We start from the raw sequence: 16,184 nt of genomic DNA, 5'->3' as shown, positions 1-16,184 counted from the left end.
GGTCTGTCTTGGTGTCGGTCTTCGACTTATGCTGCGCCTGCTTGCTCATTGTGCCCAGCTTGTCGCCGTTGGACCGGTACGGGAAGATTCCAAATGGGCTGAGGCTAAATGTTGTACGGCGCATGCGATCGCGAACGACTCTTGTCGAATCTGACTGATCTGCACGGAAGGGCTGCCCGTCTTAGTCTTTGCCGGCGTCCCTCCAGGTCCGCGATATTCGAACCCAGCGCGAGGTGGCTGTCGGCGGGCTACTCGAGCATTCTGTAGACGGGGTTTGCGGCTGCGGCTGTGCGGGTCTCCTGTCCGGCCGCCGCGGTGTAGCGAGACGTCGTTTGAATCGACGAATGCCCGAGCATCTGACGCAATTCGTAAACCGAGACACCCTGGTCGGCAAGGCCAGTGGCGAAGGTGTGCCGCAACTGGTGCACAAGCGCTCCGCGAACCTTCTGGTCCTCAATACCTGCCCGGGTGTACGCCCGTTTGGTTCGGTACTGCACCAGTGATCTCGACACGCGGTCACCGTCCGGGCCGACGAACAGGGGATCGGTCGCACGGAAACGGGTCCACGGTGTGGAATCAGATCGAAAATGCTCCGTCGCAACAGTTTTCGGGGGCCAATCTGGGACTATTGCGCGTGGGTGTCTCCGGCGTCGGTGGTGTCGACGACGTTGATGTCGAGTGCATCGTCGGGACGGCGGCGGATGAGATCGACCGCGACGGAGGCGACGTCGTAGTTCACCAGCGCCCCGTTCTCGATGCGGCAGTGCAGCGAGAAGTACACGATCCCGTCCACCACACGGTGGGTCTGGGCTTGGACGCGGAAGTCGCCGCCCAACACAAGCCCAGCGCGGTACAAGGACATCGGCCCGTCGGGAAGCCCCGGCAATGGGGGGATTTCGTCGATACCGCCGTCGGGGAGCATTCCGTCGACGCCATAGACGATCGGATGCCCATCCGATTCCTTGGACACCACTGCCAACGGCATCGACGCCACGTTGAACAAGATTCTGGGCGCACCACATAGAAGGGCATCGATGACAAGGGAATCACCTTCTGAGCCGAAGGAAACTCCAATGACACGAATCTCCTGCCCCGTGACCAGCCGAGGCGCGTGAACTTCCAGGTCGAGGGCAGGCATACTCGGCCAGGGCTTGCTTTCGACCAACATCAGTTCACTCCTAGGAAGCGTGCGCCTTTGTTCAACGCGTTCTGGTAGGCGTTGTCGCCCTGGATCTTCTTGATCAAAGACTGGGGTGCGCCTTCGAATTCTTGGGTGTTGAAGTTGTAGTAGTACTTCCCACCGCGATCATCCTGCAAGTGCATCTGTCCAGCCCGCACGCCTGGGGCAGGGTTTTCGATATCGATCCGATAGTACGGGCCGTTCGGTGGAATCTTGTCGGTCATGGTTCTGCTGCCGGGTAGTTGTGTTCCGCTCTGGCCTAGCATCTCCCCATTGGGTGCGGTTTGCGCGCTAGGACTCGGTTTCGGGGTACTGCCCGAATTACCGGAAGTCCCATTCCCGGAGCGGCGGGCCTCGAAGTTGGTTGCGATGTCGGGGGCGACCTCGGCCATCCCAGCACCCGCGAAGGCGGCGCCGCCTGCGATCGCCGCGGCACCAACAGCGTTGAGCGCCAACCCGGCCGGTAGTCCGATACCGGTCGCATCGAGCAAGACGCCCCCGCCCTCCACCGTGCCGCCCAGACCGGCCAGGATCATTCCACCGACAATCGATGCGGCGGCGGCCGGATTGTCGAGCATCGCCTGCGCGAAGGCCCCGGCAGCGTCGCCGGTGACATCGAGGGCTTCGTCGCCGAAATCCCAGACGTTGTCCCATACCCGCCGCGCCAGACCCGGTTCGTCCTCCTGTTCACTTGTCTCGCGTTCGACTTCGAGTATTTCGCGGTCGATGGCCGCCTGCTCGGCCGCGGCCGCGGCCTCCTGGTTCGCGTGCTCCTGCTCAGCGGCCATCGTGTCCAGCGCCTGCGTGGTGGGCACGTTCGTGACCTCCAACCCTGCACCGGCCGAATCACCAGGTTTGGTGTACTTGTTGGTGGTGCCGTCACCTTGATCGACAGTCATCGGGACATCCGGCTTCATCGTCTCCGGGTTCGGCACGTACGCCGAGTGCCCGTCATCCGGGGTGCCCACCACCGCGATACCGCCGGGCTGTCCCGTGATCGCTTCCTGCCCGTTCGGCAGTTCGACGGCAGAGATCTGATGCCCGGTGGCCTCGTTGGTGCCGCCGTCGAGGCCGTCCGCGAAGATCGGATACAGCACATCCGGTCCGGGTTCGATGTGCTGAATCAGGGTGGTTCCGTCGTCGGCGACCTCGTACCATGTCGGCACCGGACGGCCCAGAGCGTCGTACGCCCACGGCGGAGCCTCATGCGAGACCACAGCGCCGTTCACGTCGAGGATGTCAGCGGAGCCGTCTGCGTTGACACTCATATGACCACCTGGCGGAACCTTCTTCGGGAAGTAGTACTCACGAGGTGATTCCGGCCCGTTGAGAAGATCGAACGTCTGCTCCGCACCGCCAGGCCACACCACCGTCAATTCCTCGTACCCCGGACGGAAGATCCCACCCGATCCGAGACCGCTCATCGACGTCTGCGGTAGCGGAGTGACCTTCCCGCTCTCACGCGCACTGAACGGTCCGGGCCTCCCCCGCACTCCGATACCGGCGGCAGTGAAACCTGCGGCGCCGACCAACACAAGTTCGAGGTAACGGTCACGTCCGTCGCCTTCGTCGAGCCCCGAGGTCGCCACCGTCGGAGTCGATTCCGGCTGTCCGGGAACAGTATTCGGTGACGCTGCAGGGAAGGGTCCGGGGCTGCGGTCGGGGGTGGTTCCCTCACCCGGGATGGGGTTGAGTGCGGATGTGGGTGAGGGAACCTGCGGCGGCGACGCATCAGGGGGTGCGCCGGCACCGGTTTCCGAGGTCGGGGACTCGGAAGCAATGGGCGGAACCTCGATCGTAGGAACCGGGACGATAGGGGTGCCGTTGTAGGTGGGGAAATTCGTCGGGGCATTGGCCCCGACGTTCGGCCCGCCGCCCGGAGCTTGCGCACCCGGTAGTCCGACTGTGGTCGTCGGGGCGACGGTCGACGTCGTGGACGGTGCCGTCAGACACGGGTTGATGTACTCCGGCGGAATCGGTGCACCAGGTGGCAGCGACGCGATCAGATTCAGGTAGATCTGATGATCACGTGCCCGTACCGCAGCGCAATCCTCCGCCGGCCCCGCAGCCGCAGTCCCTGCGGTCAATGCGATACCCGCACCGATCACACCAGCTGTCCCGGTCAGTAGTGCGCCGGCAGCAAGCACCCCCGCCAGCGACCTGCGCAGCCTCAGTGTGGCAGCGGGTGTCTGTGTGGGCTTCACTGGCGATCACCCGTGTTCGACTTCTTCCGAAATTCGGCGATGAGTGTGTCTGCGCCCAACCAGAACACCCGTCCTGCGATCGACATCCACAGAAAGAATGCCAGATACACCAGAATCGTCCCGTAATCGGCGGCCCATCCACCGAGGCGTCCGATCACCGCAAACGCCGCGATCAACAACGCGAGCCCGAAGACAGTCGCGATCACAGCCTTCGAGGTCTGACTCAGTTCACTGTCACGATCCCATTCCTGTTTCGAGGATTCGGTGCGAGAGCGGACGGGTTCGGTGGACGAATCCCGCCCCGATCCAGGCGGGATGTAGGGCAGCGCGTTCTCTGCCGTGATGTCGCGGCGGGTGGGTGAGGTCATCGGGGCGTTCGGTGAGGTGGTCATCGGAGGTGAATGCCTTTCCCCGCCAACTAAAAACGCGGGACTCGAGATACCCGACACCGCCCTAGGAACGGGCGGTCACCGGGAGGAGATGCAGCAGTGGACAGGAAGAGGGTGCGCTCTACCAGGGGCAGTTGACGTACGAGGTAGCTCCGGCGAGCCACCCACCTGCCGGCGGGAGATAGAACTGGAATGAGGCGCACCCGTTCGGATACTGGGCAGCAATTGCCGTCCGGCGCGCCAGGACATCAGCCGACACGTCGATCACGGTCTCCCACCCGGGAACGGGAATCATGACGTTCGCGTTCGAGAGTGCCGTCACGATTCCACTGTCGCGGGCCGCCACGGTCAAGGCGTGGCCCAGGGGAACCTGCACCACCGGTGCACCGTACTGCGCCGGAACCGGCCCCTCGAACATCACGGGAGCAGCCATTGCGGCCGGGGCGGTAGCGAGCAGAATCCCGCCGACAGCGAGTGATGCAGCCGCGGTCGTGGCTGCGATTTTCTTCGTGCGAGTCAAAGACATGATGCTCCTTTGATGGATGGAAAAGTGGAAAGTGTTGGGTAACAGCGCCAACGGCGGACCAGCACGGCAACCGAGATATGCGATTGCGGGCGCGGAATACCGCTGACGACAGTCCCTGCGTCAGAGCCAGGTGGGATCGGAGTACACGAACACACTGTTATCGGCCGTCGCCGTCGACACCGCGAACTGCGCGTACGAACGGATCGTGACCGGACCCATGCACGCATCGACCTTGACGTGCACGTTCTCCGCCGTGATCGAGGCTTTCGCAGCCTCGAGGTCCTTCTTCCCGAGCGGGATCGTGGTGATCGTGCCCGGTGCGATGGTGGTCTGGATGCTCGGGTTCACCGAGGCGTTCACGCCGACGTTCGCCGACGGAACCCCCGAAATGCTGACCCCGACGGACGGGCCGAGGGAAAAACCAAGTCCCACGCCGAGTCCGGAGGACACATCGATTTGGCAACCGATCTGCAACCCCTGCTCGACATAGCCCGTCTTCGCCGCAGAATCACCTGCTCCAGAGATGGTGCCGGTGACCTTCGCCGACACGAACCCCTCACGCGTGAACGCCGTCGTCGCCAGGTTCGGGACCGGGTTCGCCGAAAGTTTGGTAGCCGCCAGATCGAGCGTCCACCCGTCGTCGGTGACCGTGCTAGCAAACTTGTCCGGCAGCGCCGTCGGGGTCGCCGACGCGCCGCCGGCGAACGCGAGAGAACCCGCCATCAGCACGGCCGACACCGCAGCATAGGAACCCACAGCCTTACCGATACGGTGCTTTCCTACTCGGGCCTGAGCGGTCTCGACGGTCGTGGTGGCCATGGTCGGTCTCCCTGTGGGTGAGTAAAAAGTCCAGCAACCCGATCGATTGCCGAAACTTAGCTGAACGTCTGACCGGGACGCTACAACACGACACGGATGCCCGACCAGCCCCCGATATCCGACTCAGCGCACCAAAAGTCGTACCCGGCGTTACAGCAACATTTCCGGAACACTCGGACCAGGCGGTTTGTTCGCTTGCGCTGCGTGACGGGACTCACGATCACGAATTGGTGACGACTCAAACGAATTCAGTGACATTCCGGCAACCGGTCCGCGGAAAAGGCTCACGAGTGCCTGATCTGCGGCTGCGACGCGGAATGGCGAGACCGAAGGGCCGCTTCTACCAACCGTACATAGAACGGTGAATCCGCAGGCACCCCCAGGCGGCCCTCGGAGAGGCGGAGCTTGGTAGCCATATCCAAAAGCAGTTCCAGCGACGGCGCGGAGTGACCGTTCGCTGCCGGCAGCAGAGCTTTGTGCACCGTGTCGTCGAGGCGCTCGACAATCTCGGCATCCTCGACGTGAACATCACCGCCCGCGACAGAGTCGGTGAAAAAGTAGCCACGCGAGACGCCGAAGAATGCCGCGAGCGCAGTCACGACCTCGTCGGACGGGCTCACGCGGTGCCCGTGACGTAGCTGGGGAGGTACGGCTTCAAGATCCGGCAACCGTGGTCGAGAAGGCCGCGCACAACTGCGGCGTTGGTGAGATTCGGGCCCGCATCGGCGAAAAGTTCATTCAGACGAGCGCGGAAAACACTCCCACTCGCCATCTGCCCCACGGTCACCAAGACCTTCTCCTCATCCACAGGCGTCATATCCGCACCCTATGGGAGAAACACCAGAAACCTCGCAGGTCGATGATCACGGCGGCACCGAACGCTGATCAGCATCGCTCCTCGCCGTATTCGATGCTCATTTCTCGCCTCGTCGCGTTACCCCGGATCCACAAGGAGGGCTGGAGGTTTCGCTCCCCCAATTTTCCGGTGTACTTCCGGATCTTCTCCGTCTAGCTCGTCCGCAATTTTCGTGACAGAAATGCAGGCTCCACGCTTCACGAGTGTCCATGCAGCTGACGTAGACATCCGGGTTGAGGGTCAGGCGCCCTTGTCGGCGCCATCTCCGTACGAAGGTGAGATCGCCATTGTAGTCGCCTCCAGAACATCGGCCGCCGCCAAGAGAGCCTGGTGTAGTCGGTGTGCCCTGACGCTCGCAGTCCCCCAAGCGAGCTGTTATTTCGCCGCTCATGCGGCCGCGTGCCACAACAACACGGCGACCTGCGAAGGCTGAACTTCAATCTCTCCCGTCGGGACTCAGGCGAATCGTTCGAGGATCTGCGGGTCGTAGAGGCGGTAGCCGAGTGAGTGCATCGCGCCGATGATCTCGTTTGCATGCTCTCCTCGGAATTTGTAGCCGATGAACTCGACCAACTGCTCACCGATGGATACGTCGTAGGCCGGCGTTCCTTCGGGGTCAGACCCCGGCGGGGGCAGGAACTGCCCGTCCCACGTCCAGCCTGGGAGATCCTCCGCAAACAACCGCAAGACACGGTCGCGGTCCACCATGTCGACGCTGTCGACGTGTTGCTCGTCGTTCAGACGCGTGTAGACGCTGCCGGGGTCGAGATCATCGCCTCCGGCCCAGAACGCCAGGTTATAGCTCATGGCGCCTAAGTATGCCTGCCGCTGACCGTCGGGGCGGTGTTGCCGAGAGTGCCGTCATATCCTTCTGACGTGAACGCGATGAATCTTCCAGGTACCGGACAGCGGGTTGTCCGCACCGAGGTCGGTCACGCCCTACAGTTCGAAACTGACGCGCACGTTCGATACTTCGTCGAGGAGAACCCCGTCCTCACCCTTCCCGACGACACCGAAGTCACCATCAGCCTTCCGGCACCTGCATCCGGAACAGACATCGCAGCGGAACTGACCGGCGCGACAATCGAACTCAGCACCTGCACCGCAGACGGATCACTCGTCGTACTGTTCGACACCGGGACCGTACTGTCGGTGCCACCGTCGCCGGATTTCGAAAGTTGGAACGTCTCCGCACCCGGGAACGTGCTCGTCGTCTCGACACCTGGCGGCACGATCGCAGCGTGGAACTGGCCCAGCACCAACGGACATGGCTATCCATGAATACCGGGACCGACGCCCGAGCACTACTCCTGAGACCACAAATTTGTCGCACACTTCATCCCCGCCGGAAACTTCCTGACCGTCAATCGCGAGGACAATACTCATGACTTCGGTCAACCCGCACGATCCTTCACCCGAATCACCAGATCTTCACACTCTGATCCTCGAGGTAGCCGACGACTACGATCACGGCCGAACTTCCCTGCACGCCTTGGTAACCGTCTACGAATCGATCCTCGACAAGTACGAGCACGAACAACACGATCGCCACGAAGACCTACGCTGGGCATGGGGGCAGATCGAAATCATGAACGCTCTACGACACGATGACCCGAGCCGCGCACCGCAAGACGAGGCCGAAGTGTGCGAAACCATCGATGCGTTCGTGACCACATTCCAGTCGCTGCATTCCACCTGAGCCGTCGCCGATACTGCTGGCGATCAGCAGGTTCGATAGACCGCAGGTCCCTAGATGATCCGCAAGATTCAAGCCACAGACGGTGTCTGGCTCAACGAGGAGTGACCTATGGACTGCCGTCGACGATGCTTCCGTTGCCGGGCCTACTCGCCGGCAAGGGAACTCGGGGAATGATCTGCACTGACAGTTGCGGGTGCAGCCTGCAGAATGAGCGCAAGACGTCGACGGTGGACCGACTGGATTGTGTATGCGCGCACTCCGCAGGCTGCTTGCGGAACTGTACCCGGAGATGACTGCGTCTAATCTCTGCTGTTCGCAGTGGCAGTCGGCGGCCGAGCGCAGACGGCGATGCGTTTCGACGTCCTTCGACCGCAGAAAATGAGTAATGCGTGGGTGTTTTCTGTTGGAAGAACCCGCAGTTCGCAACAGCTGACGGCCGGTGGCGGAATCCACGCCGGGTTAGGAAGATACGGGTGTGCGGGAAACGCTTCCCCTCACACCCGCTTTCGTATCAGTGTTGAATGTCGTGTCGTCTCAAACGGATCGAATTCAGTGCGCGGCGTCGAAGGCGTCGAGGATCTCCGCTTTGACCCGTCCCCGCGGTGCCACGTCGTAGCCGTTCTTGACTGCCCAGTCCCGCACTGCCTGCAACTGCTCTTTCGAGCGACCTGAACCGGTATCCTTCGCCGTCACATCAGCTTTACTGCCGCGGCGTGCTTTTCCGACTTTCTCGGCGACCTTCACGAAAGGCTCGAGAGCGGCGTTGAACTTGTCGACGTTCGTCGGCCGCAGATCGATCAGGTAGTCCGACCCCTGATACGAGAATTGGATGCGTTCGCCGAATCCGTCGTCGATCGGCTTACCGTCGAGATCGTCGATAAGTTGGCGAATCACTCTCTCAGCCATGCAACATCGTCTCCAATACGATAGGAATCTCTCCAATGACCGGGTAACCCTAGCAACCCTTGTGTCGGCACCGAGACGACCTCGAGACACCGAGAGTTACCCCTGCCCCGCCCCGACAGCACCGCCTGGCCAGGCCGGGAGGCAATGGTGCTTTACTCGACTGATGGGCTCGTCGGTGCGGAGATGGTTTCAACGGAGACAGCGGCCGGTAGAACCACAGGGGTCGGGGCAGGTGCATGTCGAGACGCCTGAGGTTCCCACCGCGCTCACACAGTTCTACGAGCGTCAAGCCGTAGCGTGGTTACAGGCGGAAGCCGAGTTCAATTCCCGCACATGGCCCTTCCTGATTGTGAGCGATGTGTCGCAGTGGGCGCGTACCTGGCTCCCAGCCGGCCTTGTAGACGCCTCGCCAGAGGAACTGGAAGCCGCGTACGTACGCGGCGAGATCCCGTATATTCCGTTTGCTCCATCTGTTGAGCTTGCCGAGGTGGTGATCGCACAAGCAGTCGAGGATGGCATCGTGCTTCTCCCCACACCTGGACGACTGACAAGCACCTACGTGCATCGAGACCCCACCACCGAGATGGAGACTGCCAGGGGCTACGGACTGAAAGTCGCGGACAGCGCAGTGCTGGAGATCCAATCTGCCGCCGGCGTGATCTGCGAAGGGGAACTGGGCAGTTCGGAGGGTTCCCCGCTGCACGGCGCGGCCGCGATCGAGCGAATAGTCCACCAAGTCATCACCACCTTTGCCCACGTGCGGCCCTTCCTCCACTACACCTGGGACAAGGACCACCAACCCAACAGGCGGCCACGTCAGCAATGAGTGGCCGAGAAGCGTTCCGGTCAATGCCGAACAGCGACAGGTAACTCGACGTCGCAGATGGAGGAAAGTGGATCTGGAGCATGTTGCGAGATTTGTCGCCGCACCCGAGTTGATTGCACTCGACGACCTCACAATGCCGGACCGCCGACAGCTACCGGAGCACTGGCTGCACGCACTCGCCGGGGACCGTGCATGGCGCGTATCAGAAGTCTTGAAGCGGTGGAACCACTTCGGCCGACCGATCATGTCCGACACCTACACGACGATCACTGCCAGTCTCGCCGACGTCGCCTTGCTCAAATCGCGGGGTGAGTGGTTTCTCCTGTACCGGATAACAGCCGCCGACGGCGACGACATGTACTACCTCGGTGGGCGGCCGGTCACCGAGAACGACGACGTCCCGGCACTGTGGCACCACTTTCCGGCAAGCCTCACACAGTTCTACACCCACCTTCACAACGGCTGGTACTACATCGCTGGGAAAACCGTCGGGCCTCTGCCACTGCGCGAGATGTTTCGCACCGACGCCTTCGAATGGGGAATCCTGGACGGTCTCTCCCCCGACGAGTACCCCGACTCCTCGCGCTGCGTCGCCACCTTCCGCTCCGGCGGCGGCGGATACCTCTGCCTGCACATCGACGGGGAGAACGTCAGAGGGGTGTGGTCGTCAGACGAGCCCCCGTACTTCGTTGACTACTCCACCTACCTCGACATCTGGACCAACGTCGGACTCGGCGCATGAAACCACACAACTCCCCGCCAAATCTGGGGGCGCCCGACGGGTAACCATGACATAACCCTGACGGTGCTCACCTGACCTCGACGACCTACGCTGGTTGTCGCGTGCTGCAAAATTCTCGAAGAACAAGAACGCTTTCAGTCTTGTGTGATTTCACTCTCGAACTTCACAAAATGATTGCTGAATATTCACAAATGAGCGTTGACTGTCGGTAACGAAACCCCGCGGCCCCTCAACCGGCTGCACCGGGGCGATCGCCGACAGAAGGAGCCCGCACATGCCGCGTGAACCCCATGTCCGCGAAACAGCAGCCGGCGGAACGACAATCGGATCGAGTCGCCGTAGCGGAGCCCGGCAGCGCTGCGCCTCCATCACCCTCCCCCGCGTCCTCTGAATCCCTCACAGGCACCGACGACATGGCCACCTCACATCCCGGTCGACTGCGCCGCTTCGCAGAACGCATCGCCGAAACAGTCGTGGACTTCGTCGCCGACGTCGTCGGCGGTGTCATCGGATCGTTGTTCCGTTGACAATGAACATGATTGGACTCTGCCGTGGCCGTGCCCCAACTTGTCCTGCTTACCGCCGCCGGCACCGGATTAGTCTCTTTGGCGCTGCAGGTGACGTCGCTGGCTTTCACGGGACGCCGGACGCTCACCGGCGCCGCCACCAGTACCGCAGTGCTCGCGTTCACGCTTCTGACGCTCGGCTTACTGATCTGACCACTACGCGCGAGCGCCCAACAACGTGCCGTCTGTGACTAACAGCCTCGAAACCGACGACTCCGTGATAGCGAGTCCTCCCCCGGTCCCCCAGCGAACGGAGAAACAGCCGTGCTGATCATCATCGCGGGGACGGTGGCTCTGCTCATCTACCTCGTCCGCAAAGGCTCCCGCGACATGTATCGCCCCTCGATACCTGATCGGTGGCCCGACCTCCCGCCCACGCCACCTCTCGATCGATCGCATGTGGGCGATACGCAACTTCCCACTGCGCCTCCGAGCCATGAGGCCCGTACGACGCCAGTGCCGGTGCCGGACTTCGTCGCAGCCAGAATCCGGGAAGGATCCTTCGAAAGAATTCGGTGCCCGAACTGCAATCAACGAGATTTGACGGTCGAGTGGATTCCCTTCGACGAACCCCTTTCCACTGCGGACGGAGACATCAGCTATGAGCTGTGGTGTTCGGCCTGTAAGTGGATAGCTCTGGTGCAGGGCCCAGCGTTTCCAAGCGCCCCACAGGCCGAAGAAATGCCCCTACAGAACCGCAACAGTGAGGACTCATCCACGGGTACCGGTGGCACTCCCAGCGGAAAAACGTCTCTCTCCTTGGGAAGTGGGGCGTTCCAGGTCTACGACGAGTCGATCTCGGATCGGCTTTCTGACCTGCTATCCCATCACTTCGACCACCCTCGTATGTACTGCTTCGCCCAGGACTGGCGTGGCATCCAGTTCTTCATCCTCGACAAGCTGACTCAGAACAAACCTGAAACAATGGTCTACATTTACGATCCCGCCCGAGGCATCGCAGAGGAACTGCTACCGTACGGGCTTCTTCTGCTGAGAATCGCAGATGGAACCATCTTGAACGGCTGCGCACTGGACCAATTTGCCTTCTGGCTGCAACGGGCCGGTTTATCCAGCCTGGATGTCGGACAATGCATCACGCCGCGCGTCTTCGTGTTCTTGGGCGGGAACGAAGAGGACTACGACACCGATCCGCGATCCGCCCTGCCCTACGTGCATTCATCTTTGAAGATGAAAAAGAAGCTGAGAGACAGTGGACTCAAAGACGGGGACATCCTCACCGAGGATTCTTCAACGGTCCCAACTGATTTGGATGAACCCGCGCTCGACGAGGATATGTGCCGGCACTTCACGTGTTGAAGTACAGGCATGGCCACAGCGTCAAGTCGCCCCACGCTCCGCCCAGAACTATCCTCTCGACATGCATCTGACATTCGCGGCAACATACGACGCTGATGCCGACGCTTCATACATCTATGTGGCCTCCGACCGGGCAAACGGAGACGCGGTCCGCCAGCAGCACGTGCACTGCGACGGCTCTGACGGTCAGATCATCCTCGACTACGACAGAGACGGACGGCTCCTCGGTATCGAACTACTCGGAGCCTCGTCCCTCCTGCACGCGTCCGCGCTCTCCCCGATCGAGCAACCGGAGACCGGCCCCTAGATCTCTGCATCGCAGATGTCGGGCCCACGTACTACTCTCTGCCATGCGACGAGAATCAGGTCGCCACACTGACCAGACCACAGCGAGAGCCAAGGTCTTGACCTGCAAGAACCTTGCAGATTGATCGTGTGGCGACCTGATCTGGTGAACTGCTGCCGGCTACGTCGCTGCCGGGCGCTCCGACATCCTCGTCATGATCAACTCCGCGCCATCGTTGTACCAGTACGCGCACTGACCATCCTTCATCATCACCGTTCCGGCCTGGCCCCATGGCCGGGGCCGGACTCCACCCTCAAGTCTCATCCGGTTCTGCAGGCTCACTCATTTGACCATCGCCTCAACCTCCGAAAAACGGTCGAAACCGCGCACAGTAGAGCCATGAGTGCCGCCATCGGAAAGCCAGTGCGTCGATGCTCGCCAGCTCGGGCCTCCCCCAACCGGGGAGTGCTGGGGATTCGAGTCAATGGAGTCAGAGCCATCGCCACCACCGGGTGCCAAACCGCCGGCACTGCGGTCGCGCAACGGCAACAACTTCAGCGCCACGTTCCCCGAGCCGTCGACGGGCTTCGTTCAGTGCTCGATCATCGAGAAGACGTCCTCGACGGGGAAATCGTTGCCCTCGGCCCATCTTCTGTCTGCCGTGACCGCAGGGTGACGGATGGCCGCGTTGCCCCTGCGGATGCAGACAAGTGGTGTTGTTGTTGACGATTCGGCGAGAGGTCTAGTCTGCCAGGGGTGCGGCGGAAATGTTCTGTTGTACAGAGCGATCCGCGTTGATGATCGCGCGTAGAGCCTTCTGGGGGTCCTCGCCATACCCTTTGCCGATCTGCTTGTCGGGGATCTTGCTGTGGTCGAGGAAAGGGTCACGCACTTTGGGCACCGGCTTGGGTACACCATGGAATATTCTTCGCAGGATGAAGTCAGGATGACGCTCGAAGCACCTGTCCAAGAAATTGATCCGACGGGACAGGTCTACCCGCGGGGTGCCCGGGGTGAGGTGGATAGCGCGAATCGACATAGCAACGCCCGATCGACCTCGACAAGCAGCGAGGGTCATACGAACGCTTAGGTGTGGCGCGGACGCGCATGTTTGCATTCGCACTGCTCTTTCACGGACGGAGCCCCAGGCGCCAACCTCGTCGAATTCGTTCAGTCGGGTTGACCACCCCCGCGCTGGGCGACCACCATCGAATCTCGACACCCCTGTGAAGCCGATACCAGCGCCCCGATGCCGACGTTCGTCGACACCGCTTGCACCCCATTTCGAATACGAGAACCTCCTGCACTCCGGCCCCTGCGCCCCGGATTCTGCACACCCGGGCCTCCACCGTGAAGAACCGCATCGCGGCGGTCTTCCGTCCCACGGCAACTCATCGTCCGGGGCGCCGAAACCATCGACGCCCATCGGTTTCCTCAGCTGCACTGCACCGACTCCAGTGCCACGACCGCCGTCAGGTTGGTCACTTGGTCGCGCAAAGCGGCACGAGTCCAATGACGCTGATCGCGCGAGCACATCCCCCGCCCGATGTTCAAAGCTGCACGTTTCAAGGTCAGTCACTCGGCAGGATCAACCAGTTTCATCTCGTCGGGAACATTCTGTGGCTGTGGTGCATCTGATTGTCGACACCAGCGAACGGTCGCTGCGTCACCACAGCGAAAGGGACTTCTGCGATGGCTACTCCGAACGACATCTCCATCAACCCTCAGGTCAACGGCAACCCTGAAGATGCCCAGTTCACCGGCACCGAGACGGCCACCCCATCCTCTGTTCCGACATCAGGTTCCGGCGCCGAAAACGGCTACGATTCGGCACGCGACCTCGACGGCGACGGCATCGTCGACACCATCGAGATCGATCTTGACGGTGACGGTGACGTCGATCAGATCACGCACGATCTCGACGGTGATGGTGTGGCGGATGTGGTGGAAACATCCACAGCGGGTGATGGACGTTTCGATGTGATCGATATCGACAGCAACGGCGACGGTTACGCCGACATCACCCAGATCGACGTCGACAACGACGGCCGCATCGACGGGGTCGTCCTCGATACCAACTTCGACGGTCTCGCAGACGAAGCGGACTTCGATTCCGATGGCGACGGCCGAGTAGACACCGTCATCGTGGACACCAACGGTGACGGAATTCTCGACTTCGCGGGCATCGACGTGGACGGCGACGGCTATGCCGACGAGTTCGTCACTGATCCAGGGCAGACCGGTGAGTGGAATCCGGTCCCCGATTTCACTGATCCCGCCGAGACCCCTGACACGGCGCCACCAGCTCCCGACGCGATAGATCTCTGACTGAAGTCTGATTTCGGTTTCGCTGTTCTGCAGGGCAATTCGTTATTCGCACTTCGGTGCCGACATCTGATGGGAAAGACATGGACGAGAATTTCGGCACCGACCTAGCCGACACCGATTACGCCGGCGACCCGACGCCGACGGATGACGGGGCCGATTTCCTCGGGGACAGTGCAGGGATCGACATGCCTGCGATGCCGACCATGTGGGACGACGATCCGGACGCGGTACCAAGTCCGAATGCGATGCCAGCCATGCCTACGATGACTGTCCCCGAATTTGACATAGACATCGAACCGTCGCCCGAGCCGCCCGCTCCGACCCCGCCTCGTGACGATGCCTCACTTCCCGACCCGTCCGAGGCACCGGCGCCAGAGACCGACGAAACCCCAGCCCCTGACGACGGAACATACGGAACGCCCACCGCATGGACGGCGGATTGGTTTTACCAGGAGGTCGACGGATACTGCGGCCCGTCCTCTGTTGCTCAGATCGTTTCCGAATACACGGGCCTCGACATCAGCGACCCGCAGCAGCTCGTCGATCGTGCACTCGAGCTCGGTTTGTTCCCGAACGGTGATCCGTCGCAAGGGATGACGTCGAAGAGCATGGAAATCCTCATGGAGGACCAAGGGGTGCCGTGCCATCTCGAAAGCAGTTCGATCAGCGATCTGGAAGAGAAACTGTCCGACGGGTACGGGGTGGTCACGATGGTCGATTCCGGTGAGATCTGGTATCCCGGTGAGGAAACCGTCGAAGACGACACCCCGGATCATGCTCTCGTGGTCGCCGGCATCGACACCGAACGTGGCGTGGTCATCCTCTCCGACCCTGGCCATCCCGACGGCAACCAACTCGAGGTGCCCATCGACAGGTTCGAGGATGCGTGGTCCGACTCCGGGCACGAGATGCTCGTTGCCGATGCTCCGGATGCTGACCTCGCCGATTCCACCGTAGATCCGACCGTCGCTGCGTTGGCTCCGAGGCCGTGGGCGATCATTACCCTGACGCATCGATGACTCACCGCACGCACGCCGCGGCCGAATGATCAGAGAAAGTGAGATCCGCAATGTCCGGTGACGAAGGCAGTCTGTTCGACGAACTCGGCATTCCACGCGAGTCGTTGCTGCCGGAACCGCCCGAAGACGTGTGGTCCGCGGCTCTCGTGCATGCGCTCGACCCCGACAGCGCCCCTACCGACGACACACTCGCCCCTCCGATGGACGACACCGTGCGCCCCGGAAACGATGTTGACTACATCGGGACGTTCGACGACGACACCGAGAGCAGCGACAGCGGCGATGCTCACCCGGACCTCGAGCACTTCGGAGACTTTGATGTCCCCGACGACAGCGACGACGAGGACATCGACGATGACATCGATCTCGGAGACGGCGTGTGACATCAGCGCCGCCCGCGGCGTCAGCCACCCAGGACGTCTCTCGCGCCGACTGAATCCTCACAAAAAGGACAGGCGATCGGCCGTGTCGTGCCTCGGCAACCTGTGGCATATATTCTGACCGCTGACTAACCGAGGGGA

The 16,184-nt window shown here is 61.7% G+C and carries 23 protein-coding genes; 12 read left to right on the top strand and 11 right to left on the bottom strand.

Annotated elements, in window-relative coordinates; all coding sequences use genetic code 11:
- Positions 1 to 248 precede the first annotated feature (248 nt).
- From QMA15_RS26860 to QMA15_RS26820, 9 genes are all read right to left on the bottom strand, one after another.
- On the bottom strand, positions 249 to 629 hold the full coding sequence (locus QMA15_RS26860) for a tyrosine-type recombinase/integrase (protein ID WP_290287344.1): 381 nt from the start codon (positions 627 to 629) through the stop codon (positions 249 to 251).
- Complete coding sequence (locus QMA15_RS26855) at positions 626 to 1,168, bottom strand: hypothetical protein (RefSeq protein WP_290287347.1); 543 nt, start codon at positions 1,166 to 1,168, stop codon at positions 626 to 628. Before QMA15_RS26855 ends, QMA15_RS26860 begins: the two co-directional genes overlap by 4 nt.
- Positions 1,168 to 3,384, bottom strand: a complete 2,217-nt coding sequence (locus tag QMA15_RS26850) for a hypothetical protein (RefSeq protein ID WP_290287274.1) — start codon at positions 3,382 to 3,384, stop codon at positions 1,168 to 1,170. Before QMA15_RS26850 ends, QMA15_RS26855 begins: the two co-directional genes overlap by 1 nt.
- On the bottom strand, positions 3,381 to 3,776 hold the full coding sequence (locus QMA15_RS26845; protein WP_290287272.1) for a hypothetical protein: 396 nt from the start codon (positions 3,774 to 3,776) through the stop codon (positions 3,381 to 3,383). Before QMA15_RS26845 ends, QMA15_RS26850 begins: the two co-directional genes overlap by 4 nt.
- A gap of 118 nt (positions 3,777 to 3,894) precedes the next feature.
- Positions 3,895 to 4,299, bottom strand: coding sequence for a hypothetical protein (locus QMA15_RS26840; protein WP_069147201.1), 405 nt, complete (start codon positions 4,297 to 4,299; stop codon positions 3,895 to 3,897).
- A 120-nt stretch (positions 4,300 to 4,419) separates the two neighbouring features.
- Positions 4,420 to 5,022: an MspA family porin gene (locus tag QMA15_RS26835; RefSeq protein ID WP_356702482.1), complete on the bottom strand. Its 603-nt coding sequence runs from the start codon at positions 5,020 to 5,022 to the stop codon at positions 4,420 to 4,422.
- A gap of 380 nt (positions 5,023 to 5,402) precedes the next feature.
- Complete coding sequence (locus QMA15_RS26830) at positions 5,403 to 5,738, bottom strand: hypothetical protein (RefSeq protein ID WP_290287269.1); 336 nt, start codon at positions 5,736 to 5,738, stop codon at positions 5,403 to 5,405.
- Positions 5,735 to 5,935: a hypothetical protein gene (locus QMA15_RS26825; RefSeq protein ID WP_290287268.1), complete on the bottom strand. Its 201-nt coding sequence runs from the start codon at positions 5,933 to 5,935 to the stop codon at positions 5,735 to 5,737. Before QMA15_RS26825 ends, QMA15_RS26830 begins: the two co-directional genes overlap by 4 nt.
- A 495-nt stretch (positions 5,936 to 6,430) precedes the next feature.
- Positions 6,431 to 6,781, bottom strand: a complete 351-nt coding sequence (locus tag QMA15_RS26820; RefSeq protein ID WP_290287266.1) for a hypothetical protein — start codon at positions 6,779 to 6,781, stop codon at positions 6,431 to 6,433.
- Positions 6,782 to 6,859: 78 nt separating this feature from the next.
- On the opposite strand from QMA15_RS26820, the gene QMA15_RS26815 reads away from it, so the two are divergent.
- Together QMA15_RS26815 and QMA15_RS26810 are read left to right on the top strand one after the other, a co-directional pair.
- Positions 6,860 to 7,255 carry a DUF6188 family protein gene (locus tag QMA15_RS26815; RefSeq protein WP_290287342.1) on the top strand — a complete coding sequence of 132 codons (396 nt, stop codon included), beginning with the start codon at positions 6,860 to 6,862 and terminating at the stop codon, positions 7,253 to 7,255.
- 103 nt (positions 7,256 to 7,358) lie between these two features.
- Positions 7,359 to 7,673 carry a hypothetical protein gene (locus QMA15_RS26810; RefSeq protein WP_290287264.1) on the top strand — a complete coding sequence of 105 codons (315 nt, stop codon included), beginning with the start codon at positions 7,359 to 7,361 and terminating at the stop codon, positions 7,671 to 7,673.
- 549 nt (positions 7,674 to 8,222) lie between these two features.
- On the opposite strand, the gene QMA15_RS26805 is transcribed toward QMA15_RS26810, so the two are convergent.
- On the bottom strand, positions 8,223 to 8,579 hold the full coding sequence (locus QMA15_RS26805; protein ID WP_047269234.1) for an Lsr2 family protein: 357 nt from the start codon (positions 8,577 to 8,579) through the stop codon (positions 8,223 to 8,225).
- Between the two features lie 232 nt (positions 8,580 to 8,811).
- On the opposite strand from QMA15_RS26805, the gene QMA15_RS26800 reads away from it, so the two are divergent.
- From QMA15_RS26800 to QMA15_RS26770, 7 genes are all read left to right on the top strand, one after another.
- Entirely contained in the window at positions 8,812 to 9,405 is a 594-nt protein-coding gene (locus tag QMA15_RS26800) for a hypothetical protein (RefSeq protein ID WP_290287259.1), read from the top strand.
- Positions 9,406 to 9,472: 67 nt separating this feature from the next.
- A complete protein-coding gene (locus QMA15_RS26795; protein ID WP_290287257.1) occupies positions 9,473 to 10,147 on the top strand; it encodes a hypothetical protein in 675 nt (224 codons plus the stop codon).
- 281 nt (positions 10,148 to 10,428) lie between these two features.
- Positions 10,429 to 10,674, top strand: a complete 246-nt coding sequence (locus QMA15_RS26790; RefSeq protein WP_290287255.1) for a hypothetical protein — start codon at positions 10,429 to 10,431, stop codon at positions 10,672 to 10,674.
- A 24-nt stretch (positions 10,675 to 10,698) separates the two neighbouring features.
- Positions 10,699 to 10,866, top strand: a complete 168-nt coding sequence (locus QMA15_RS26785) for a hypothetical protein (RefSeq protein WP_290287253.1) — start codon at positions 10,699 to 10,701, stop codon at positions 10,864 to 10,866.
- A gap of 111 nt (positions 10,867 to 10,977) precedes the next feature.
- Complete coding sequence (locus QMA15_RS26780) at positions 10,978 to 12,030, top strand: hypothetical protein (RefSeq protein WP_290287252.1); 1,053 nt, start codon at positions 10,978 to 10,980, stop codon at positions 12,028 to 12,030.
- 61 nt (positions 12,031 to 12,091) lie between these two features.
- On the top strand, positions 12,092 to 12,337 hold the full coding sequence (locus QMA15_RS26775; RefSeq protein ID WP_290287250.1) for a DUF2283 domain-containing protein: 246 nt from the start codon (positions 12,092 to 12,094) through the stop codon (positions 12,335 to 12,337).
- A gap of 463 nt (positions 12,338 to 12,800) precedes the next feature.
- On the top strand, positions 12,801 to 12,992 hold the full coding sequence (locus tag QMA15_RS26770) for a hypothetical protein (protein ID WP_290287249.1): 192 nt from the start codon (positions 12,801 to 12,803) through the stop codon (positions 12,990 to 12,992).
- Positions 12,993 to 13,058: 66 nt separating this feature from the next.
- Here QMA15_RS26770 and QMA15_RS26765 read toward each other — a convergent pair whose 3' ends face one another.
- Complete coding sequence (locus QMA15_RS26765; protein WP_290287247.1) at positions 13,059 to 13,208, bottom strand: hypothetical protein; 150 nt, start codon at positions 13,206 to 13,208, stop codon at positions 13,059 to 13,061.
- 800 nt (positions 13,209 to 14,008) lie between these two features.
- On the opposite strand from QMA15_RS26765, the gene QMA15_RS26760 reads away from it, so the two are divergent.
- The 3 genes from QMA15_RS26760 to QMA15_RS26750 all read left to right on the top strand — a co-directional run bounded on the left by QMA15_RS26760 (position 14,009) and on the right by QMA15_RS26750 (position 16,046).
- The gene (locus QMA15_RS26760) at positions 14,009 to 14,644 is read left to right on the top strand and encodes a hypothetical protein (protein ID WP_070386665.1); all 636 of its coding nucleotides are present in this window, start codon (positions 14,009 to 14,011) and stop codon (positions 14,642 to 14,644) included.
- An 80-nt stretch (positions 14,645 to 14,724) separates the two neighbouring features.
- Positions 14,725 to 15,663 (top strand): C39 family peptidase, encoded by a 939-nt coding sequence (locus tag QMA15_RS26755; RefSeq protein ID WP_290287244.1) that lies wholly within the window; start codon positions 14,725 to 14,727, stop codon positions 15,661 to 15,663.
- Positions 15,664 to 15,701: 38 nt separating this feature from the next.
- A complete protein-coding gene (locus QMA15_RS26750) occupies positions 15,702 to 16,046 on the top strand; it encodes a hypothetical protein (protein WP_290287242.1) in 345 nt (114 codons plus the stop codon).
- Positions 16,047 to 16,184 lie beyond the last annotated feature (138 nt).

Origin of the sequence: Rhodococcus sp. APC 3903 (assembly GCF_030407755.1) — a bacterium.
Classification (GTDB): domain Bacteria; phylum Actinomycetota; class Actinomycetes; order Mycobacteriales; family Mycobacteriaceae; genus Rhodococcus_F; species Rhodococcus_F erythropolis.
The sequence above is the reverse complement of the archived record's forward strand: the minus strand, read 5'-3'. Positions and strand labels throughout refer to the sequence as shown.